General features: G+C 33.0%; 23 protein-coding genes. 19 read left to right on the top strand and 4 right to left on the bottom strand.

Translation table 11 applies throughout. From position 1 onward, the window contains the following. Positions 1 to 286: 286 nt before the first annotated feature. From J8M14_RS20305 to J8M14_RS20325, 5 genes are read left to right on the top strand one after another with little or no spacing between them, the layout of a single operon-like run. Positions 287 to 2,077, top strand: a complete 1,791-nt coding sequence (locus J8M14_RS20305; RefSeq protein ID WP_211076662.1) for a phage baseplate assembly protein V — start codon at positions 287 to 289, stop codon at positions 2,075 to 2,077. 31 nt (positions 2,078 to 2,108) lie between these two features. Further along, positions 2,109 to 2,903, top strand: a complete 795-nt coding sequence (locus tag J8M14_RS20310) for a hypothetical protein (RefSeq protein WP_211076663.1) — start codon at positions 2,109 to 2,111, stop codon at positions 2,901 to 2,903. Positions 2,904 to 2,907: 4 nt separating this feature from the next. Further along, positions 2,908 to 3,837: a TIGR02594 family protein gene (locus J8M14_RS20315; RefSeq protein WP_211076664.1), complete on the top strand. Its 930-nt coding sequence runs from the start codon at positions 2,908 to 2,910 to the stop codon at positions 3,835 to 3,837. Beyond that, entirely contained in the window at positions 3,776 to 4,405 is a 630-nt protein-coding gene (locus J8M14_RS20320) for a hypothetical protein (protein WP_211076665.1), read from the top strand. The genes J8M14_RS20315 and J8M14_RS20320 overlap by 62 nt, the downstream gene beginning before the upstream one ends. A 19-nt stretch (positions 4,406 to 4,424) precedes the next feature. Continuing rightward, positions 4,425 to 7,748 carry a toxin VasX gene (locus J8M14_RS20325; RefSeq protein WP_211076666.1) on the top strand — a complete coding sequence of 1,108 codons (3,324 nt, stop codon included), beginning with the start codon at positions 4,425 to 4,427 and terminating at the stop codon, positions 7,746 to 7,748. A 55-nt stretch (positions 7,749 to 7,803) separates the two neighbouring features. Here J8M14_RS20325 and J8M14_RS20330 read toward each other — a convergent pair whose 3' ends face one another. From J8M14_RS20330 to trxB, 3 genes are all read right to left on the bottom strand, one after another. Further along, on the bottom strand, positions 7,804 to 8,454 hold the full coding sequence (locus tag J8M14_RS20330; protein WP_211076667.1) for a response regulator transcription factor: 651 nt from the start codon (positions 8,452 to 8,454) through the stop codon (positions 7,804 to 7,806). After that, positions 8,441 to 10,354 carry a sensor histidine kinase gene (locus tag J8M14_RS20335; RefSeq protein ID WP_211076668.1) on the bottom strand — a complete coding sequence of 638 codons (1,914 nt, stop codon included), beginning with the start codon at positions 10,352 to 10,354 and terminating at the stop codon, positions 8,441 to 8,443. Before J8M14_RS20335 ends, J8M14_RS20330 begins: the two co-directional genes overlap by 14 nt. 213 nt (positions 10,355 to 10,567) lie before the next feature. Next, complete coding sequence (trxB, locus tag J8M14_RS20340) at positions 10,568 to 11,536, bottom strand: thioredoxin-disulfide reductase (RefSeq protein ID WP_211076669.1); 969 nt, start codon at positions 11,534 to 11,536, stop codon at positions 10,568 to 10,570. Between the two features lie 168 nt (positions 11,537 to 11,704). On the opposite strand from trxB, the gene J8M14_RS20345 reads away from it, so the two are divergent. The 4 genes from J8M14_RS20345 (at position 11,705) to J8M14_RS20360 (ending at position 14,011) form a co-directional block, all read left to right on the top strand. Beyond that, positions 11,705 to 12,316: a trimeric intracellular cation channel family protein gene (locus J8M14_RS20345; RefSeq protein WP_211076670.1), complete on the top strand. Its 612-nt coding sequence runs from the start codon at positions 11,705 to 11,707 to the stop codon at positions 12,314 to 12,316. 81 nt (positions 12,317 to 12,397) lie between these two features. Beyond that, a complete protein-coding gene (locus J8M14_RS20350) occupies positions 12,398 to 13,051 on the top strand; it encodes a DinB family protein (protein WP_211076671.1) in 654 nt (217 codons plus the stop codon). Between the two features lie 25 nt (positions 13,052 to 13,076). Beyond that, on the top strand, positions 13,077 to 13,538 hold the full coding sequence (locus J8M14_RS20355) for a PaaI family thioesterase (RefSeq protein WP_211076672.1): 462 nt from the start codon (positions 13,077 to 13,079) through the stop codon (positions 13,536 to 13,538). Positions 13,539 to 13,672: 134 nt separating this feature from the next. Continuing rightward, complete coding sequence (locus tag J8M14_RS20360) at positions 13,673 to 14,011, top strand: hypothetical protein (RefSeq protein ID WP_211076673.1); 339 nt, start codon at positions 13,673 to 13,675, stop codon at positions 14,009 to 14,011. Between the two features lie 190 nt (positions 14,012 to 14,201). Here J8M14_RS20360 and J8M14_RS20365 read toward each other — a convergent pair whose 3' ends face one another. Then, the gene (locus J8M14_RS20365; RefSeq protein ID WP_211076674.1) at positions 14,202 to 14,720 is read right to left on the bottom strand and encodes a fasciclin domain-containing protein; all 519 of its coding nucleotides are present in this window, start codon (positions 14,718 to 14,720) and stop codon (positions 14,202 to 14,204) included. A gap of 124 nt (positions 14,721 to 14,844) precedes the next feature. On the opposite strand from J8M14_RS20365, the gene J8M14_RS20370 reads away from it, so the two are divergent. From J8M14_RS20370 to J8M14_RS20415, 10 genes are all read left to right on the top strand, one after another. After that, positions 14,845 to 15,399: a sigma-70 family RNA polymerase sigma factor gene (locus J8M14_RS20370; protein ID WP_211076675.1), complete on the top strand. Its 555-nt coding sequence runs from the start codon at positions 14,845 to 14,847 to the stop codon at positions 15,397 to 15,399. Beyond that, a complete protein-coding gene (locus J8M14_RS20375; RefSeq protein ID WP_211076676.1) occupies positions 15,372 to 16,166 on the top strand; it encodes an anti-sigma factor in 795 nt (264 codons plus the stop codon). Before J8M14_RS20370 ends, J8M14_RS20375 begins: the two co-directional genes overlap by 28 nt. 21 nt (positions 16,167 to 16,187) lie before the next feature. After that, positions 16,188 to 16,661 carry a nuclear transport factor 2 family protein gene (locus J8M14_RS20380; protein ID WP_211076677.1) on the top strand — a complete coding sequence of 158 codons (474 nt, stop codon included), beginning with the start codon at positions 16,188 to 16,190 and terminating at the stop codon, positions 16,659 to 16,661. Between the two features lie 20 nt (positions 16,662 to 16,681). Further along, complete coding sequence (locus J8M14_RS20385; RefSeq protein ID WP_211076678.1) at positions 16,682 to 17,050, top strand: glyoxalase/bleomycin resistance/extradiol dioxygenase family protein; 369 nt, start codon at positions 16,682 to 16,684, stop codon at positions 17,048 to 17,050. Positions 17,051 to 17,068: 18 nt separating this feature from the next. After that, positions 17,069 to 17,596, top strand: a complete 528-nt coding sequence (locus J8M14_RS20390) for a hypothetical protein (protein ID WP_211076679.1) — start codon at positions 17,069 to 17,071, stop codon at positions 17,594 to 17,596. Between the two features lie 57 nt (positions 17,597 to 17,653). Beyond that, positions 17,654 to 18,580: a PD40 domain-containing protein gene (locus J8M14_RS20395; protein ID WP_211076680.1), complete on the top strand. Its 927-nt coding sequence runs from the start codon at positions 17,654 to 17,656 to the stop codon at positions 18,578 to 18,580. 85 nt (positions 18,581 to 18,665) lie between these two features. Next, complete coding sequence (locus tag J8M14_RS20400) at positions 18,666 to 19,046, top strand: hypothetical protein (protein WP_211076681.1); 381 nt, start codon at positions 18,666 to 18,668, stop codon at positions 19,044 to 19,046. 111 nt (positions 19,047 to 19,157) lie between these two features. Next, positions 19,158 to 21,491, top strand: coding sequence for a TonB-dependent receptor (locus J8M14_RS20405; RefSeq protein WP_211076682.1), 2,334 nt, complete (start codon positions 19,158 to 19,160; stop codon positions 21,489 to 21,491). A gap of 139 nt (positions 21,492 to 21,630) precedes the next feature. Then, complete coding sequence (locus tag J8M14_RS20410) at positions 21,631 to 22,893, top strand: PepSY domain-containing protein (RefSeq protein ID WP_211076683.1); 1,263 nt, start codon at positions 21,631 to 21,633, stop codon at positions 22,891 to 22,893. A 156-nt stretch (positions 22,894 to 23,049) separates the two neighbouring features. Beyond that, positions 23,050 to 23,484, top strand: a complete 435-nt coding sequence (locus tag J8M14_RS20415; RefSeq protein WP_211076684.1) for a hypothetical protein — start codon at positions 23,050 to 23,052, stop codon at positions 23,482 to 23,484. Positions 23,485 to 23,529: the final 45 nt, after the last annotated feature.

The following is a 23,529-nucleotide window of genomic DNA, read 5'->3' on the forward strand; positions in this document are numbered from 1 at the left end:
TTCAAATTACAAGCTCTCCCCTGGTGATGCAGCTATAAACTTAGGCCGGAATTTAAGAACTTATTCGAGTATTCCACCTCATAACATTACCATCGGTTCATTCATACCAAATAACGGATTCCTAAGATTGTTGTCAAAACCATCTGAATTTATATCATCAGTTTTAAAGAAAATCAAATACAAGTCAATACTGTCACTTATATGAATAAACATAAATTTTAGAAGGAAGATGTAACCTGAACAAAATACTTAAAACACACAAATAATTAATAAATCTTAATCAAAAATGGCACTACAGTCTAATGTTAAAATATACGTTGGTAGTACTCCTATAGATGCTTTTAAAGATCTAAAACTATATCAAGAAATTGATGCGCATCAGACCTTAGAGATAACCTGCAGAACGGATGTATTAGAAAATATCTCAGATAAGAATAATGATGAAAGCAATGATTTTCTAGGACAGACCATTACGCTAATGATTTCTTCATTAGATACTATAAATATATATAAAGAACTAAAGTTTAAAGGTGTCGTAACCGAAGTTAAAACGACAAATGGTTTTCACCGGCAGATGGGAGATTCAATCCTAATTAAAGCAAAAAGCAACTCCATACTCACAGATGATGGCCCTCATTATGCTTCTTATAGTGATGCGGATTTAGGCTCAATACTTAGTGATGTTTTTCAAAAATATGATCGGTCTAAACTTACTACCGAGATCAATCCTAAATTTAATGACAACTTACATTATTGTGTACAACAGGGAGAAAGCAGTTTTGAGTATGCAAGCAGACTTGCTACTCAATATGGAGAGTGGTTTTATTATGATGGAGAAAGCCTAATATTCGGAAAACCAAAAAACACTGATGAAGTGTCTCTTACATATGGATTCGACTTACAAGAATTTTCCAGAAGCATAAATCCTATGTCTAATAGTTATTCTTTTTTTACTAATGATTATATAAATGATGAAAAGCACGAAATAACAACTAAAGAAATTAGTAGTTCCATAAATGGATATAACGGTTTTGCCTCTCAAAAAAGTGAGGAAATGTATCCTCATAAAACTAATATTTTTCTTAGCACTTATGATGATCCACAAACCAAACAACGCCTTAATACATTAGTAGAAAAACAAAAAAAGGCAGAAGAAATCAAACAAGTAACGGTCACTGGAACTAGTGATAACCCAGGCGTAAGCTTAGGAAAAGTTGTAAATATAAAACAAGCCGGAAGTAGTCAAGGTAAATTTCGTATTACTAAAATTAAACATAGTGCTACAGAAAACGGCAAATACATTAATCATTTTGAAGGAACATCTGTAGAACAAGATGTTTACCCTAAAACCAACATTCTAATTCATCCTAAAAGTGAAACACAGGTAGCTACGGTTACGGATAATATAGATCCTGAGGGTATCAGCAGAATAAAAGTACAATTTTACTGGCAAAAACCCTTAGGAGAACACACGCCATGGTTACGTGTGATGACACCTCATTCAGGAGGTGAGAAAGGTTTTCATTTCATTCCGGAAATTGGTGAAGAAGTACTTATAGGCTTTGAAGGAGGAAATGCTGAAAGACCATATGTTATGGGCACACTCTATAACGGAAGTGCAAAGTCTGCAGGATGGAAAACCAATAATAATGATATTAAAGCGATTCGAACAAGAAGCGGTCACACCATAGAATTGAACGATGCAGAAGGAAAAGAATTCATCACTATCATTGATCAAAATGCCAATACAATTCATATCGATACTGCCAATAATAATATCACTATTACTGCTATTGAAAAAATGACCTTGAACTCAAAGAACTTTGAAATGAATGTTCAGGAAGATGCTAAGTTTAATATAGGTAACAATACTGTTATGAAAACCGGAATGAGTCACGAAACCTCATCCCGTAGCCATACAAATACAGTGGAAGATAAAATGACAACTTCAGTAGGAGGAGAATTAGTACAAAATAGTGGAAATGCTGAAATTCAAAGTAAACAAAATATGAAAATAGCTTGTGGCGCAACAGCATCTTTCCAAGGTGGTGGTAATGTAAAAATTAGTAAAGGATAATAATTCTTTTCATAATCTAAGAACACATAAAATGATACAAACCAAATATACATTTATAACAGAAGAAGCAAAATTAAGCTTACCACTACAAGGAGAAAAGAATTATATCCTAGAAAACTCTTTTCCTATAAATTATTCTAGAAATATCATAGGTTCTTGTAAAAGAGAAGTGTCATTGAAGACAAACTCTAATGAAGATCAACCTTATATTCGTTTTGTATATATAAAAGTAAAGAATATTCATCTAAAGTTTTCTGATGGATCTTATGCAATGCAAGATATTCTTAAGAAAATAACTTCTATTTATAATAAGCTTAATCTTAGAGTTTCGTACATAGGAAAAATTATGGCAATTGACAACATCTCTGAACTACAAGAAATTTGGAAGGATACAAAAGAATACATAGAAAGTAAATATAGAGGTAAACAGGTTCAGCAATTAATCGATAAAACAAATGAAATCTTAAACTCAGAAAAAACACTGATAGAAGAAATCTCTTTATATCAAAACTTTGGAGCATTATTAAAACCTTTATACCATCAATATAATACAAGCCAGAGTCAATCTTCATCCCAAGGATTGAATACAAGATATGGGAAAATTGTTGCTAAGGAAGAAGTATCATTACAACCTTCTAGGGATACAAAAAAAATTGAACTAAAAATCAACGCCAATTATCCTGAAAATGAAGAATATCTAAATGTTGATGGGACATATAATTTTATGAATCAAACTAATGCTTGGTTACATAATGCTACCATTCATATTATAGAAAAATACGGGAGACAAGAATACAAAAGCAAAATCACTGTAATTCAAATATAAAACTATGGCTGGAGAATTTGTGATTAACGGAGCCACCCTAAAATGCCCTCTATGCTCTAGCAGTGGAAAATTAATGGTATCTCATGCTCAGGTACAAATGCAAGATACACAGTGGGCAACGGATGCAGACAAAGGTAAAGCAAATCTTGTATTTGGTGGAGTATGTAAAAAATGGAGAAAAAGCCCTCCTCCTTGTGCCAGTGTAATTGCTCCTACAAAATGGAAACGAACAGCAGATAGTGTAGCTGTAGATGGCCGATTAGCCCTTTTAAGTGGATCAACAATTAAATGTGCTACAGGAGGTGTACCTATATCTATTACTAACACTGCACAAATCGATATCCCAACAGATTTACCTGATATAGAAGAAAATGAGGAAGAAGTCCTAGAAGAAAATACCCCCCCTTGGATGCCAATAGCAAAAGGAGAGATGGGAGTAGAAGAAGTAATCGGTGACAGTCATAATCCAAGAGTGATCGAATATCATGATGCAGCTGGTTATAACTCTTCTTTAATGGGAAGAGAAATATCTGATGATAAAAGAGATCCATGGTGTGGATCCTTCGTTTATTGGTGTTTAAAACAATCAGGAATTCCAGAAAATCTTTTGAGTAATACTGGTTACAGAGCCTATTCTTGGGAAAGTTGGGGAAAAGGGGTTAGTGAACCTGGATATGGTGCCATTGTTGTTTTAAATTATAGCCATGTAGGATTTGTAGCAGGAAAAAAAGGAAATAGTCTAGTTGTTTTAGGAGGTAACCAAAAAGGAGGTGATAATACAACAAATGGTAAAGTATGTTATACCATAGCTGATCCGGCCAATGTAAAAGCATACAGATATCCGTCTGATTATGAAGTAACAGAAAATCATTATGAACTTGAAGAAATTGACACAAATGCTGATGCTGATGATTATGATTCCAGTCATTCATAGCTGTGCAAAAAAAAATAAAATAATTGCCATTAGCAATCATAAAAAAGCGATAGATAATCAAAATAGTCTTTGTGATGATAGGATATCAAAAGGATCTTTTAATGTGCTATGCAAGAAATGGCAATCGAACACTATTGTCTTATCTAAGTCCACATATTCGCAAGGTGAAAAATTGTTTGTTGAAATATTTCCAGGTAACAATCAATATAATAATATTCTTATCCATACAGATAGCATAACCAATTGTCCTGTAGACTTTTTTATCGAATATCTTGATAATTCTTTTGAACTAACAGATTTGGATAATAACGGAATAGAGGAAATTACGTTTGTATACCAAAAAGCCTGTAGAGGTGGTATTGAACCAGCTGATTTAAGGCTTATAAAAATAGAAGGAGATGATATATATACTATTTACGGCAAAAGGATTTTAGCTATGGATGCAAAACAACATGACTTCCAGAAAAAAAGAGATAATTATACGGTAAGCAAAAAATTTGCAAAAGCTCCACAAGTCTTTCTAAATCATTCAAAAAAGAAATGGGAAGAATTTTTAATCGAACACTAACTATCCAAAAAGACTTATAATGGCGACCGAAACACAAGAATCTACGACAACAACATCTGAGTCAGAATCTCCTGCTCACGGTGCTAATATGACTACAATTTGTACTAATGAAGCTGAAGAACTTAATATCAATTTAACTGGAGAAATTAGATTACATTTCCTAAGATACGGGTTATTACCAAAACATAATAAAGAGGATTGGACCGTGGTATCATCAAAAGGTGTTACAGATGGTGATGATTTTATTGAGCTTACGGAAAAAGCTCAATACATAAGCGAAATAGATGCTATCAACCTTGAACATTTTGAAATAATTAGAACTACTTTGCACTCTGGATATCTTTATATCATAGACGAAAATGCACAGACTATTCCTGATATGAAGGATATTTACCACGAATATCAAATCGATATTAACGGACAATATAAATGGGTAAAATATAAGGACGGTAATATTGGACAGGACATTAGAACACCAGAAGAGAATATCGAACATTCAAAAGAGTTTACTGAAATCAATGAACATACAGGAAAACCTTATCATAAATGGATTTGTTTTAGTCAGGTGCAGTGGTCGTGGGAGTATCTTCAAGATATGATTAGCAAAAAGGAACTTCGTGAACAAAGAATGATCGAAATTCATTTACAGCCTTTCGAGGGAGATTCTCCCAGCTCTAGCATGTCCTATCCAAATGCTTTGCCATACTCTGATATCCAGATTGCACATAGTCACCATAAAGAAAGCTGTTCTTCTTGGATACAAAATATACTAGAAACCATAGACTCTTATCAGCAACCTCCACCGGGGCATACTCAAGCTCCTCATAAAAAAAGAGATCTTTTCATTACACTACCTGATCCTATTGGTTGTCTTTTTGATGTTACCATGGCAACTGCAACAGAAATTGCTAACCTAAGAGCAAACATTGAAGCGATGCGTACTGGAAGAGATCCTGATATGCTAACATATAAAATGCTTAACTATCAGGAACAGGATCCCTACAGTGACGAAGAACTTAAACGTATCGATATGTTCACGCTAGCCCAAACGAGTTATCATCTTATATTTAATGATAATGAGACGAGAGAAAAGTTTGGTGATAGTTATACATATATAATTAAAGGGTATAGAGGTCAAGAAGATAGAATTGGCTTACAAGAACAAAGAGGTGCCGATAAAGAAAAACTTGAGAACGTACTTGGTGTCATTGAGCGTCAAGAGCAGAGAAATTTAATAAGAAGACTTCAGAATGACTTGTATCTATTCATAAGCCACGATTATTATCGTAATGGAAATTGTTTTCTAGATCACTTAGCAGGAACTCCAATTAATCTTCTGGACGGTGTTTTAACTAGTAATCACCCATTCGAGATTTTAGTGCTGAATCCAAGAGACATTGACAGACATCTTGACCTTCGAAATGCTTTTTCTGAAGAAGAAGATATGCATTTGTCTTTCATTAATCTTATTAGTCAACTATTAGAAAGTGAAGAGGATGATAATGTTTACAGGATTAATAATGAAAAAATTGAGTTTATAGAGGATGTACTTTTAGAAAATTGGGAAGATATATCTAATAAATTGGCTGGTTTACTAAGTAGTGTTTTAGGTATATATTCTTCGGAGAACTTAATGAAAAATAATAGAAGTGGGATTACTTCTAATATAGAAGCCAAGTTCACTAATGTTAGGGTATCGACAAAAGGAAGTGGTGGTAGTGTAGTTGTAGCGGATTTTCAAGAACAGAGTTTACAAGAGGCATTGAGGAGAGAAGCAATTACTAGAAATGTCTCAAGAATAGAGATTGATCAAATAGGTGCTGATGGTAAAGGCACAATAGCTACCTATGAATATAGGGGAACAAAGCTATTGAGAAGGTTAGTAGTCGATGGGGATAATCTCAATATTTCAAGAACAATACGTGGTGTTGGCACTGTAGCTTCAATAAATGTATTAACTCTTAATCATACAAGCGTTTGGGCCAATCGTATAGTAAATAGCCCAGCTTTTAGTGGTCCTTTGGCATTATTACAAATTTTTAATTGGTCAAATGTTAATAAAGCTTACCAAGAAGATCCTAGTGCATTCAATACTGTTTCCTGGATAGGTACTACAGCAGATCTAGCTGCTGCGACTTTTCAATTTACTAGTCACATAGTTAGACAAGAAGCCCTGAAAACTACACTAGGTAATGTTTCAGCAATAACTGGTGTTATTGGAGGAGGGATTACCGCTATGACATCATTCTGGAATTCAGGTTATAGTTTTCAAGGTGGTGATAATGATGCAGGGTTAGCTTTTGCTGGTGCAGGCGTCGCTTTTGCCATGTCAACTGGTGCAGCAGCATTATCAACAGGGATTATCTCTGTTGGAGCAGGTCTTGTATGGGCTGGACCAGCTGCTTGGATTACTGGTGCTTTAGCATTTGGATTGTATACTTTAGCTCTTTATTTAAGCGATAGCGAACTTGAAACATTTTTCAAAAACTACTCTTTTGGAAACCACGTAGAGATTGCATTAAACGGAAGAAAAGCGTGGGAGTATAACCAAGATTTGTATCAAGCTAGAATGACGGAAATAGCATTACATAACGAGGATCACCCGGTCTTTGATGAAGAAATAGGTTCAAATAGAAGAGAAAGAGAACAATTCAATAGACAACTAAATAATCTAAGAAATAACAATAATATTTCAAACTTAGAAAATAGAAGAACTAGATTTCAAGATGCGTATTTTAGAAATTTACAAGGTTTTGGTGATGAATTAGCAATGTTAGTTAATTTAATTACCCTTAACCAAATAACATTAAAACCTCTTAACACTGGAAATTCATTACAGGATCTGCTAATACCTGATACAAGTTTTCCAAGAGTAGATAGTAGACTTTCTTTCACAACACAATATATGGCATCTATAACTTTTGCAAAAATGTTGAGGAATCGAAATCAAATCGATTATAAAATATTGCTCGGGCCTAATAATGGTAGAAAAAATAACCAAGAAATATCAGTAACTCTAAATACACCTATAAATATAATTCCTAAGGAAGAAAATTCTGTGACTGCAGATATTTCATTTACGATATCTGATAGAGCTATACAAATGATAGGATCAGAGCAGTGGCATTTGTTGTTCTTGTTTAGAATAGATCTTGGTAATGGTATATACTTCCCAAGGAGTTTCAGTTTTGATCAAGGTCAAGAAAAATACATTTTTACTACAATTCCAGTTTCAAATTCTATTGGTTACAATAGCTCTAATATGCATGACCTTGTCTTAAATCAAAATGACTCAAAACTTAAAGTAAACACATATTCAAATATTCAAGCAGGAAGGTTTTAAATGCTAGACCATTATATTATTGGTAAGATGATAGATAAGTAAATCTATATATAAGCTACTCCACCAATCCCATCTTAATCGCATATTTAGCCAAACCAACCACGTTTTTCACATTGAGTTTAGAGATCAAGCTTGTACGATATCCTTCTATAGTATATTTACTTAAAAAGAGTTCGTCTGCAATTTCTTGAGTAGTATATTCTTTGGCTATAAGTTGTAAAATCTCTTTTTCTCTTTTAGTTAATTTTATTGCAACTTCTTCCTTTTGATTAAAAACACTCTCAGTGTATGCTTTTTTTACACTCTCTGCAAAATATTTATTTCCGTTTAGAATGGTTTCAATTGCCAATAACAATTCATTTTTTGGAGCATTCTTTGGCACATAACCATCTAGCCCATCTTGGGTAAGTGTCAAAATTTTTTGTGGTTCAAACAACATACTAATGACCAAGGTTTTGACCTTAGGATATGTCTTTTTTATATATGTATTGAGCGACACACCATCCATTTTAGGCATATTAATATCTAAAATAACTAGATCTATTCCTTCTTTATGATTAATGTCTAAATATTTTTTTACATCTTCCCCATTATTAGCATTATAGACTATCTGATAATCAGATTCATGACTAATAATACTCAATAACCCATCCAAAAACATTTTGTGGTCATCAACAACAATTAATTTGTATCTATCCTTTATCATTATCTTCTGTTGGGATTTTAATTCTAATTGCTGTACCTCTATTTATTGCCGAATCTATATCTATTCTTGCACGTAATACAGATAGACGATCTCTTACATTTTGCAATCCAATTCCATCGGCTACTTTTTGGGTATCAAATCCTATACCATCATCTTCAAAAATAATCTCTACTGTATCCTTATATGCATTTAGGCATACTTCTATTACTTTAGCTCTTGCATGTTTCAATGCATTAGTCAACAATTCTTGTATAATTTTAAAAATTTCTACTTTATGTTTTTCATCAATCTGATCAACTTTATCTATAGGGTAAGGAACAAACGTAATATCCGGCTCTGTAACCTTTTCAATTGTATGAATGTAATCACCTACAAACTTAGTAAATGAAGTATTGTTAAGTCCCTTAGGAGTTAGGTTATGTGATATTTCTCTTACTTGTTCATAAACCTCATCTATCTGATCGACTATGTCATCTTCCTTTCCTTTATCCTTCCCTGGATTCATCAATTGTAACTTAATTGCTGCTAGGTTTCCTCCTACACTATCATGTAATTCTCTGGCGATACGACCTCTTTCTTCGTTCTGAGCAATTGTATAGGTATTAGCAAGTTTAAGCTCTTGTCCTTTAAGAATCGCATTAATTTTTTGTTTATGAGATTCTTCTTTTTGAAGATTATATTTATTCTTTACTTTTAATTTCTGGTAGTAAACAATTAATAATGCTACTATAGGAATTAGAATGATTATAAACCCGATAACAAACGATTGCTTTAATAATCGTTGTTTACTAATCTCCCCATCTTTTAGCAACTGATCTTCTTTTAAAACCAGAATTTCTTTTTCTTTTTCGGCAGTCTCATATTTAACCTCTAATTCTGTAATTTCCTTACGCTGTTTTCTGTTATTAATGGAGTCCTTAAGCTTATGAAATTCCACAAGAGCTGTATTAGCTAACTTATGTTTATCAGCATTGGTATAAACTGTAGCTAGGTTTTCATAAATGTTTTTCTGTATAGCAAGCTCGTCAATTTCTACAGCCTTTGGTAATGCTTCCGTAAGCATTGTAATAGCTTTCTTAGAATTGCCCAAAGCATCTATAACTAAAGCTTCATGAGCTATAGCATTGATACTTTTATCCTTAAATCCGTATGCATCTGCAATACTTCTACTTTTTTCATAATATTCAATTGCCTCATTATATTTCTTGTTTTCAAATAAAACTGATCCAATATTTAAAGAAAGCGTTGCTGATACTTTTGGATCTTTCTCAGGAGGAGTTAACTCAAAAGCTTTTATAAAATATTTTTCTGCATTATCCAGATCCTTTTTAAAAAAATAAATACTACCAATATTTAAGTAATTTGCATATATCGCCTGATCATTATAAGCTGAAGCTATACTTTCTTCAAAATATTGTATAGCTTTATCTAGTTCATTTTTATTACCATAAAGAATTCCTAAATCAGATTTCACCTTAGAAATCATTTCCTTATAATTTATCTTTTCAGAAATCTCGAGACTTTTAAAAAGTATTTCTATAGCATCATCTATTTTACCACTTCTACGGTAACCTGATCCCATTATACGATAAGCCTCAGCCAAGTGTTTCTTACTATTTAAATGGGTTAACGATTCTTTGGTATAAAACAATAAAGAATCTACGATCCCAATAGAATTAAAATAATTTCCAAGTTGAAGCTTAGCTTTAGCTCTAAGTGAATCTGAGTTTTTTCCGTTTTTAGCAATCTTAAGTAGTGATTGATAAGAGAAATTAGGGTTTACAATTAAAGAATCAATCGCTATTTGAAGTTTTTCATCAGCTTCTTTCTGTCCATAAAAAAAATGAGAAAATAAAAGAAACGAAAGCAAAAGTATCGCTTTGTTAAGATGGGCATTCATGAATTTATGTTAATAAGTTAAGCTGGTTGCTTCGCCCAAATTACAAATTTTAAGAAGATTACTGTTGATACCTTTATGGTAATATGATATTATTTCATAAAATTAACAAACCGTTATAGTTTTATGGTTTAAAACATTAGGTTTTAAGATATCAAAAAGCCTGATACATTCTATAGATATATCAGGCTTCAAGAATTTTTTATTCAGTATGTTTTAAGCAGAAACTTCTTCACTAGTTTCTACAGTTGCCAGATAACGTTCTGCATCCAAAGCAGCCATACAACCTGTTCCTGCAGCGGTAACCGCTTGTCTATACTCCTTGTCCTGAACATCCCCTGATGCAAACACTCCTGGAATATTCGTTTTTGTGGACTTTCCTTCAGTAATAATATATCCGGTATCATCCATATCAATTTGACCTTTAAAAATATCCGTATTAGGTTTATGACCTATAGCTATAAACAATCCGGTGATTTCAATTTCAGACTTCTCTCCGGTTTGGTTATTCACCATCCGTAATCCTTCAACCACTTGATCCCCCAATACCTCATCTACTTCTGTATTATACAAAACTTTAAGATTGGGAGTGCTATTCACACGATGTTGCATAGCTTTAGAAGCTCTCATATAATCTTTTCGAACCAGCATTGTAACACTAGAACAGATATTAGCTAAATATGTAGCTTCTTCTGCAGCTGTATCACCTGCTCCAACAATAGCTACATCTTGTCCTTTATAGAAAAAACCATCACATACAGCACAGGCAGAAACTCCTCCTCCTCTTAGTTTCTGTTCACTTGGGAGTCCAAGATACTTTGCTGTAGCTCCGGTAGAAATAATAATCGATTCAGCTTCAATTTCTGTCGTATTATCCACCGTTACTTTATGTATTCCTCCTACTTCTTTACTAAAATCAACAGAAGTAACCATTCCGATACGTACTTCTGTACCAAAACGTTCTGCTTGTTGTTGCAATTGCACCATCATTGTAGGCCCATCAATACCTTCCGGGTATCCAGGAAAGTTATCAACCTCGGTAGTAGTGGTTAACTGTCCTCCAGGTTCCATACCTGTATACATAATTGGTTTTAAATCAGCTCTTGCTGCATATATTGCTGCAGTATATCCTGCAGGTCCTGAACCTATAATAAGGCATTTTATTCTTTCTATTGTGTCAGACATAATCATTTCGTTTTATCTGATGTAAAAGTAGCAATTTGATCAGAAACCTTACATGAAAGTTATTAAGAATTCTTATGAACTTATAAAGTTCTACTATTTCAATTTCTTTGAAAAACTACAATAACAAATAGTACTTTTAACATTTAGAAAATTAAACAACACATTGTAATGACATTTTTTGATATACTAGATGTTTTAGGAACCGTTGCATTTGCAATCTCAGGGGCTCTAATGGCTATGCATCGAAAACTTGACCTATTTGGAATCTTTATTATCGCTTTTGTAACTGCAATAGGCGGTGGAACACTTAGAGATGTTCTTATCGGTAATACACCCGTATCATGGATGCAAAACACTTTGACAATATACTTAATTGGTAGTGTTACCATAATTGCCATCATTTTTAGGAATAAACTAGGATACCTTAGTAAATCCCTTTTCTTATTTGATACTATAGGATTAGGAATCTTTACTATTATAGGTGTAGAAACCGGTATTCAATCAGGATTAGAGCCTATTGTATCCATTGCATTGGGTGCTATGACCGGTTGTTTTGGAGGAGTGATAAGAGATACATTGTGCAATGAAATTCCTGTGATTTTTAAGAAAGAAATATATGCTACTGCTTCAATAACTGGTGGAGTATGCTTTATGACTTTATATATCTACCAAATAGATCAAAATGTAATTTATATCCTAACTACATTATTAATTATAGCCATAAGACTTTTGGTCGTAAAGTATAAAGTTTCTTTACCATTGTTTACAGTTAAGAATTAAGAAGTTCTTATGAATGCTTTCAAAAATTTATTGATACTTTAAATTTCTTAATGACTTGCTTTTAATTTAAAAACAAAAAGGATGGAAAATGAACTGAAATCATTCGATAGAAGAAGTTTTATAAAAAAGTCTTCTATGGTGGCTCTGGGCACAACTAGTCTATTTGCAGCTCCAAACGCATCTTGTGCAAGCCCTATTGCTGTAGAAGATGAAATAAATATTATAGGCCCTAAAAAAGGATTTTCTCCACAAATTGGGACCCTAGTATCTATGATGAATTGGATGCGATCAGTTATCCTGAACCCAGTAAGAGGTTTAAGTACTTCTGATTTGGATTACATACACGATGAAGATTCTAATTCTATTGGAGCTATGCTATTACATCTTGCGGCAACAGAACGTTTTTATCAAATTCATACTTTTGAAGGAAAACGATGGGGAGATTGGAGTAAAGAAGACCGAGATAATTGGAGTATTCCTTCAGGTCTTGGAGAGCGAGCGAGAAGAACGATTAAAGGGAATAATTTAGATTATTACTTAGATAAACTAAAAGAAGTTCGCGAACATACCCTGGAAGAGTTTGCAAAACGTGATGATGAATGGTTAATGGCCGTAGATAAAAATTGGTCTTGGGGACCTACCAATAACTATTGCAAATGGTTTCATGTTTGTGAACATGAATCTAACCATAACGGGCAGATTAAATGGATAAGAAGCAGAATTCAAAAAGCTTAACAGTAACTTTACGATTATTTACTACATGAAATTCACACCTAAATCAGCTAATTATAAGAAAAAAGTAGAGGAAAGCTTTCATCGTCAAAAATTTATGAAATTGATTAATGCTAAATTAGTCGATGTTCAACCTGGTTATTGTGAAATCCATGTTCCATATGATGTTAATCTAACTCAGCAACATGGTTTCTTTCACGCAGGTGTTATTAGTACAGTAGCTGATAATACTGCTGGATATGCCGGTTTCTCCCTAATGGAAGAAAATTCTTCTGTATTAACCGTAGAATTTAAACTTAATTTAATGTCTCCTGGTGATGGAGAGTTACTGATTGGCAAATCCAATATTTTAAAAAACGGAAAAACACTTACCATTTGTAGATCAGAAGTGTTTATTGTTAAGGACGGAAAAGAAAAACTTTGTGCGGCTGCTCAAACTACCTTAATTGAACTTAAGAATAGCCCTGACAAAAACCTTATAAATAAATAATTACGTATAAACCCTTATATTTAATTTATATAGATTTGTCTATATTTGTATAAACAAAAAGACTATAATTTCTCCATAATTTACACACAAAACATACTTAAAAAAACAATTAATTATCTAAAAATTTAAAACCTATGCCAAATTACAGAGACGATTTTTTTACTGCGGAAAATATTATTGGTTACACCGGAGAACTAGGTATGAACCCAACAGTATATTTTAGAGATGGAGATTATTTTGGTCGAATCACACAAGATCACGGACATGCAGACAATATAGGTAGAAATATAGTACGATTTGCGCCAGATTACAAGATCGTAAATGATATTAGTTCAGGATCCGCTTATGAATACTATGATGGAGCTTATAGACATAAAAGTAGAAATAAGTTTATTCCAGTGTCATCAGATAGCCTTTACGAGCTAGAATTAGCAATAAACAAGTTTAAAGAAATTAAACCGAAATATAAATAATCAATAGAATATTGGTTGCATAATCATTATTGTTAAACAACTTGATTAAGACACAATACCAATTCAGTATTGTGTCTTTTTTTTGAGAAATAATTCTATTCACCTTTAAGTATTAATTAGATATAAAAAGCACCTTATTCATAATTTAATATAAGGTGCTTTTCCTAACATCTAAAAAACCAACCATCAATTAAGGCATCACCACGTCGCTAATAATATGAATCACTCCATTATTAGCCATTACATCTGTTTTTACGATTTGACTATACTTTCCATTTTGGTCTTTTAACCAAATTTTACCGTCTTTTTGTATTACTTTCAGTTTACTACCATTTAATGTAGTCACTTCGGTTTTACCTTTACCCTTCTTTAAGGCATTTACAACATCTCCTGCGGCTAATTGTCCACTAACCACGTGATATGTTAGTATTGCGGCCAATTTACTTTTATTAGCAGGTTCTAATAATGAGTTTAACGTTTTGGAATCTATTTTTCCAAAAGCATCATTAGTCGGTGCAAATACTGTAAAAGGACCATCTCCTTTTAAAGCACCAACCAGATCGGCTGCCTTCAATGCGGTGACTAATGTAGAGAAATCATCTACAGATACTGCCACATCTACAATATCCTTATCGGATTTTTGTGCAAGTATATTTTGAGTAAATAAGAATAACATAAGAGTTGAGACAACGAAAACTAATTTTTTCATGATTTTTATTTTTAAAGAATTAAACAATGTTTTGCGCGCTTTTCATAGTCATATACACAAGTTTTATGCTTTTGGATGAGGAAGGAGGCTTTTTTTCTTAAATTTGAGTAACCTTACTGAAACTATGCAGGACGATTTAGAGCTCATAAAACGATTACAACAAGGAGATAGCCAAGTTCTATCTTCTATATATGACAGGTACTCCGGAGCAATTTATGGAGTTATATTTCGCATATGTAAAAACGAAGAACAAGCTCAAGATTTATTACAAGAAACTTTTTTAAAAATTTGGAAAAAAGCAGATCAATACAATCCTGAAAAGGGAAAATTTTTTACTTGGGCTTATAGAATTGCCAAAAACTTAACGTTAAATTCTTTAAGAAATCCTATTAAACTCATCCAAAATGAAGATTTAAGTGTATATAAAGATGAAGGCACAAAAGAACCTGAATTTGATCTATTAGAACTTAATGGTTCTTTAAAACAATTAGACCCTCATCATCAAAAGGCATTGGAGCTTGTATATTTTAATGGACTTACACATAGAGAGGCACATGAAGAGATGGATGTCCCTCTAGGAACGTTTAAGTCATATATAAAGCAAGCATTAAAAAAACTAAGGGAGACTTATCAGAAACAACTCATAATATTATGGGTTATAATAGATTTGATAAAATGATGGATAAGAAGGCTATAAGAGATACTGGGATATTAGAACAATACTTATTGGGAGAACTTTCTGATTCGGAAAATAATGAAATAGAATTACTCCTTAAAGAAGATACGGAACTACGAACTTATTTCAATACACTGGAAGATGATTTCGAGAAATTAGCTTTTGAGAATGCTATTGATCCACCTGAGCATATCAAAGCATCTATAATTAATTCTCTTGAGGATCAAAAGATAATTCCTATCTCTCAGAAAAAAAATAACTATAAATATTTGGTGATTGCAGCCAGTCTTGCAACATTGTTCATGATTAGTACAGGGTGGTTATATACTCAATGGCAAGAATCAAAAAATAACCTTAATATAGTATTAAATGAAACTGAGGAGTTACGTGAACAAATTGTGGCCTTAGAAGAAAACCTTAATGAAACTGATTCATGGTATAATGCTATTAATAATCCTAATGCCATACAACTCGTATTAAAAGGAAATCAGCTCTCCCCTAACTCTAATGCTATTACCTATGTAAATCATAAAGAAAAAAAAGTTATACTTAATCCCCAAGGGCTCGCTTCATTAGGAGATGATCAAACCTATCAGATGTGGGCTGATGTAGATGGTGAGATGATAGATATGGGAGTGATCCCAGCAGATCAAGATATGATTATTATGAAATATATAGACCATGCCGAGTCTATTAATATCACTATAGAACCAGCTGGAGGCAATGATCACCCTACTGTGGAAAAACTGATTTCTAATGTTTTACTATAAGATATAATTTAATAAGTTATCATGAAAGTACTTAGGACCATTATATTATTATCTATAGCTATAATACTAATACATTGTTCCCCGCCAAATCATAATGATAAATCATTAGCTACTAAAGAAAGTCTATTAAAAACCATCGAAAAATTTAACACTGCTTTTAACACAGGAGATATCAAAACCTTGGAATCGATGGTTACAGACAATTACTTACACACTAATAGTAATTCTGAATCGATACGAAAAGAAGACTGGTTTAACTATTTACACAAAAGAAAAAAAGATATTGATTCTGGTATCCTGTCTGTTAGTTCGTATAATATGGATCAAACTAAAGTAGAAATATATAATAACACAGCTATCATTACTGCTAGAATATCGGTTTCCAGTATTACCTCGGGTAAAGTTAAAGAAAACCAGTACCGTGTGACCAACATTTGGGTATTTCAACAAGGAAAATGGAAAAGAGCCGGTTTTCATGATGGAAAAATAAAGTAATCAATCAAAACAATCATCAAATGAGTGTCACACTTCCTACTGTAGTGCCTGTTTTACCTTCAGCTAATATCAAACGAGATTTAGATTGGTATAAAGAAAAAGCCGGATTTGAGCTATTATTTAAAGATGGAGATATGTATGTCGGGATAAGAAGAGATAACATAACGTTACATCTGCAATGGCACGCTGATACAAAAGATGATCCTTTACTTGGAGGTTCTTCTGTAGTTAAAATTTTTGTAAAAGATGTACAACCTATCTTTGATGAGTTTGTAGAAAGAGGTACGGTACCCAATGATAAATTAAGACGTAATACTCCTTGGGGAACACATGAATTTGGATTCTATGACATGAATAATAATGCAATTTTCTTTGTACAAGATGTATAATTCATAAATCATTATACTATGAAAAAATCATTTTTAACTATTTTGTTTCTTTTAGCAATCATAGCTATCCAAGCTCAGGAAAACAACGAGAAATATCTTGACAAAGTAAAAACCTTAGATAGCACGTTAGAAACGCTTTATGCTGTAATTTCTGGGGAAAAGGGAGAAGAACGAAACTGGGAACTGTTTAGGTTTTTGTTTAAACCAAATGCTAGACTTATCCCATCTGGTAAGAATAAAGATGGAATTTATGGGTTACGGTACTTGTCACCGGATGATTATATTAAAAGCTCTGGTAAATGGTTAATCGAAAACGGCTTCTTTGAAAAAGAAATCCACCGCGCTACCAATACCTTTGGAAATATTACTCAAGTGTTCAGCACTTATGAATCTTTTAAAAGTAAATCAGATACAGATCCTTTTATGAGAGGAATCAACAGTATTCAATTATTAGATGATAGTAATCGTTGGTGGGTTGTCAATATCTACTGGACTCAAGAAACAGAGCAAAACCCTATCCCGAAAGAATATTTACCAAAACATTAATACTACGAATTAACAATAATCTTTATATTTCAAAATCATCAATCAAAATATTTTGTAATGAAAAAAATTATTGCACTCCTACTCTTGACTTTTCAAATAACGATAAGTCAGGAGACTAAAGTAACATCTGTTCTTCCGGAAATCATAACACAATTTCCTACTGTTCGAGATTTTACGATCTCCCCTACTCAGGATGAAGCGTACTTTACTGCACAAGGATATAATGGAGAACTCTCTATAATTATAAAAGTTACTAAAAAAGAAGGCAAATGGTCATCTCCCAAGGTTGCTCCATTTTCTGGCCAATATGGGGATTTGGAAGCTATGTTCTCTCCAAATGGGTTAAAACTATTTTTCGTCTCAAACCGTCCGTTAGACAAAACAAAAACAGAGCCCAAAGACCAAGATATATGGTATATAGAACGATCAAATAATTTATCAGAGTGGTCAGAACCCAAAAATATTGGTAGTCCAATAAATACTAAAGGTGATGAATTCTATCCTTCTATAGCAAGTAATGGAAATATGTACTATACAAGTACTGCTGCTCCTACAAAAGGAAAAGATGATATTTTTTTTAGTGAATGGAAAAACAACACTTACACTACACCTGTTTCTTTAAGCGAAGCTATTAATTCTAAAGGATATGAATACAATGCCTACATTGCCCCGGATGAATCATTTTTAATTTTTGGAGGATATCAAAGAAAAGATGGTTTAGGAAGTGGAGACCTCTATATTTCTCGTAAAGATGAAAATGGAAACTGGTCTGAAGCCAAAAATCTTATGGTAACTATCAATTCTAATAAGATGGATTATTGCCCATATTATGATATAAAAACGCAGACCTTATATTTTACCAGTAAAAGAACTACTATAAAAGCCAACTCAGACACTCGTAAAAATCTGGAACAACTTCTTAAAACTATGAACTCATATGAAAATGGGTTGAGTAGAATTTATAGTATCTCTACTAAATTATAATATATTTTAACAACTCATTATTAAACTTTTGGAGTATTAAAAATATCAAAATCCGTACTTTTGCACGAAATTCATTTTTGTGCGGATGAGAATCCTGTTTTCCATATTGTTATTTTCAGCTTTTGCCATAAGGCCTGCTATGGAGATCAGTACAGTTATGTATTACCAGCTCAATATTAATGAGATTATAGATAAATATTGTGTTAATAAGGAACGACCAAGCCTTAATTGTAATGGTAAGTGTTATTTAATGAGCCAAATGAAGGCTAAAACACAATCATCAAAAGAAAATTCTGAAACTATTATCATTACAGAATCTTTTATTCCACTTTATTTTCAGGATACTACAATTACATTGTACGATAATACTATTACCAACTTCAATATATCTCACAATTGGAAACCAAATCAACTTCAAGTAATTAATGTTTCCAAAGACATTGACCACCCTCCTCAACATATATAAATTACATACAAAACTGTAAAACTTCTAATTGTCGAATTAGAAGAAACCTTGTTTATGAACATTTCAGGGATGTAATTTCTTGGAATAAAAAATTTATATATAAAATAATTAATGAAAAATTATATGTTACTCACATTACTATTTGTGAGTTTATTTAGTCGTGCACAAAATTCATACGAAGGAAAAATAATAGATAATTCTAATAACCCTTTACCAGGAGCAACCATAGTTGCTCCTAATAACAACACAAATGGTATAATGAGTGATAGTGAAGGAAACTTTACAATCACCTTAGAAAACTCAACAGAAGTTACCGTTAGCTTTTTAGGATATATCACCAAACGAGTAACACTTACTTCTGGTTTTAATACGATTAGGTTAACTGAAGATAATGTTGCTCTAGAAGAAGTTTTGGTAACTTCTGCAAGTCGTGAGATCCAAAAACGTTCTGAAGTACCGGGTTCGATTTCTACCATTAATGCCCAAACCATAAAAGAAACTAAAGCGTTTGGTATTGATCAGTTGGTGAATCAAGTACCTGGAGTTTTTATGTCAACCTCCAGAGCTGCAAGTAACGAGCAACATTTTATGGCAGTGCGTTCTCCTATTTCTACAAAAGCATTGTTTTTATACCTGGAAGATGGATTGCAAATCCGCCCAACTTCAGTATTTAATCATAATGCCTTATTAGAAATGAATGATATTTCTTATGGTCGTGTAGAAGTTTTAAAAGGACCAGCATCTAGCATTTATGGTAGTGAAGCTATTGGTGGAAGTTTTAATTTTATTACTAAAAACCCAACCGAAGAATTAACAGGAAGTATCGGTTTTCAAACTAACGACTTAGGGTTAACACGTTATGAGTTAGAAATATCTGACCAAACATCAGAGAAGTTTGGTTTTTATATTGGTGGGCACCATGTAAAACGTGAAGATGGCCCTATCGAACATAGTGATTATGAAAAGTTAGCCGTTACTTTCAAAACTGTATATGATATCAACTCATCAACCAAATGGACTACTGTTTTTGATGCAATACAATATCGTTCTGACATGTCAGGTTCCTTAAGTGAGTCTGATTATAATGGAGGAAACTATGAAAGTGATCAAACTTTTACAGAAAGAGATGCCATTGCTTTTAGAGCAAGAACTACCTTAGACAAATTTTGGAATGATCGAAACAAAACCTCTTTCAACTTTGTGGTAAGAGATAATAGAATGGATCAGAATCCATCGTACAGAATTCGTCAATTCAGAAATCAAGGACAGCTAACAGGTTTTGGATCTGGTGAGATAAACTCAAATCAGTTTAGAAGTTATGTTGGTTTGATTCAGCATAAGTTAGATTTTGGCTTTGCCGATTCTTCTTTAATTTTAGGCGGGACTGCAGATTATTCTCCTCAGAATTATATGGCAGAAACCATTGATGTATTTGTAGATACCGAAACAGGGAGGAATACTGGTTTTACTATAAATTCAGGAGATTTTATTCTTAACTATGAAGCTGATATCTTTAACTACGCAGGTTTCTTTCAATATGAAATTTCACCTATAGAAGCCTTAAAAGTTACAGCTGCATTACGTTATGACGGTTTCAAATACGACTATGACAATCAAGCTGATGGTATTGTTGGCGTAGAAGACTCCAAAGATGATTTTGATAATTGGGCTCCAAAATTAGGCTTGAATTATAATTTCACAAACCAGGCCGGAGTATATGCTAACTATTCTCAGGGCTTTACTCCTCCTCAAGTTTCGACTTTATATAGAAATAGAAATGAGCTGAGAGGTATAAAACCAAGTCAATATAATAATTACGAAGTAGGAGGATATTTTACTATTCCTTCTAAACTAAAGCTTGATGCTGCTATTTACCTTCTGGAAGGAAAGAACACGCTAATTACCCTTCGTGATGAAAATGATGATTTCTTCAACACCAATGCGGGTAAAACACAATCCTATGGTATTGAATATGGTGTTACCTGGATGCCAATAAAAGGACTATCGTTAACCCACAACGGTAGTTATGCACAACATCGATACGTAGAGTTTTTTGACAGAGGTGTAGATTACTCAGACACGGATAGAGAGACTGCCCCAAATTTATTAGGTACTTCTTTAGTAACATATAGAAATGAACTACAAAACGGTATCGGTTTTAGTATTACTGCGGAACACGAGTTGGTTGGGAAGTATAATACCAGTTTTGAGGGGCAAGTAGAAAATGAAGATGGTTCTATGAGTACTGCGACATACGATGGGCATAATATTTTTAACCTCAGAGCCTCTATTGCTTATAAAGGCTTTGAAGTTTGGGCACACGCCTTAAATATCACCGATGAATTATATGCAGCCAGAGCTTCGTATAATAGATTCAGAAATGAAAATAGTTTTACGATTGGTAATCCGAGTGCTTTTCATTTTGGAGCGAGATATAATTTTTAAAAAAAATAATAATGATCTACTGTCAGATAGAGCAAAGTTGAAATTTTAACATCTCTAATCAACCTTGCTTTTCTATTATGGGGTAATAGATGATGCTGGCAGTAGATTTTTTTTTTAGATACTTTTTAATCATATAGATATGAGAAAAAACGAAAAACTAAACAAATGGTTATGGAAATGGCATTTTATTGCCGGAATTATCTCTTTACCATTCATACTTATACTTTCTGTTACAGGAGCTATTTATCTATTCAAAGCGGATTACGAAACTCCAAGACAGCAACATATTAGAGAAGTTGTAGTATCCGGAGAACCTATTTCTTATCAGAAACAATGGGAAATTGCTAATGATAACGCAATCAAAAAACCAAATTCGATAGTACTATCTAAATCTGCAAATCGAGCAACAGAATTTATCTCAGGGCGATTTGGAGGAAAAAGTAGTTTGTATGTCAATCCCTATTCTGGTCAAGTTTCAGGAGAAATCATATCCAAAAAAACTGATATGTTTAAAATTCGGAAACTCCACGGAGAATTGCTCATGGGTAAATTCGGCACTAAAATCATAGAGCTTGTTGCCAGCTGGATGTTAGTACTCATCCTTACCGGATTATATGTCTGGTGGCCCAGCAGAGGTTGGAAACTCAAAGGTTTCTTTATCCCTAGAACTAGCGAAGGAAAACGAACTTTTTTTAGAGACCTACATTCCATCAGTGGATTCTGGATTTCAGGATTACTAATACTTATTTTGGCCGGTGGGTTTCCCTGGACAGATGTTTTTGGTGAAAATTTTAAACAAGTTCAGAAAATAACCAATACAGGATATCCCGCTACTTGGCAGGGTCATCAACTACAATCTATACCAAAAGATAAATCATTGACCTTAGACCAAATGGTAGCTAAAGCTTCAACATTAAATCTTCCGGGAAAAGTCACTTTGGATTTTCCCAAAGGACCAAAAGGAGTTTTTAGCGTATCTAATTTTAACCCATCAGATCTGGGTACTCAACAAAAAATTCATTTTGATCAATATACCGGAGAAGAAATATTAAAGCTTCATTGGCAAGATGTAGGAGTATTAATGCGCGGACGGATGTGGGTTATGGCTTTTCACCAAGGAGAATTTGGCACCTGGAACTGGGTATTAATGTTACTCACTGCAATTGCGCTAATCATAATGAGTGCTTCAGCTCTGGTTTCATATATATTAAGAAAACGAAAAGGTAGTTGGGGTATACCAAAAGTTCCTGTAGCTTTTAAGATTGGATATGGTATCATCATTATTCTTGTTGTTCTAGCCATCATTTTCCCCTTATTTGGTGTTAGTTTACTACTCATATTGATTATTGATTTTTTCAAAAGAAGAACTAAGGTTAATATCCCTAAAACCATATCGCCATGATAACCCTTATTTTAGCTATAGCAATAGCGTTTTGTTTTTTTCAAATTTTCTTACATAATCGTAAAATGAATAACATTGAAAAGCAATTCAAAGACCAGGAAGCACTAGAAAATATCGAAAAATAGTATTTTTGAACATATAAAAACCCTATTCATTATGAAATCTATAATATATATAATAACAAGTTGTACAATATTAATGCTAATGGTATCGTGCAACCAACTTTCTAAAGAAGAACAAGAATTTGACACCTTAATGCAACAGGTCATTGATGTCCATGATGAAGTAATGCCTAAGATGGGAGAAATGAGTACTATGATCAAAGATCTGGAATCCAAAATTGACACTACGGATGCTGGTAAATCGTATGCAAAAGCTCAGAAAGGCCTCAAGGATTCTTATGACTTTATGATGGAATGGATGGGTGACTTTAGTGATAAATTTCCATACGAAAAGAAGGATGAAAAATTAAGCCCTGAAGAATTAGCATCACAAATGAAAATTCTTCTAGAAGAAGAGATAGAAGTCAAAAAAATGCGTGATCAAGTAAACTCAAGTATTCAGCATGCTCAGGAACTATTGAAACAGTGATAACTATAGGTAACTTCCTTAATTTCTAAAAAAGTTTTACTTTAG

Source organism: Aquimarina sp. MMG016, from assembly GCF_018100805.1.
GTDB lineage: Bacteria > Bacteroidota > Bacteroidia > Flavobacteriales > Flavobacteriaceae > Aquimarina.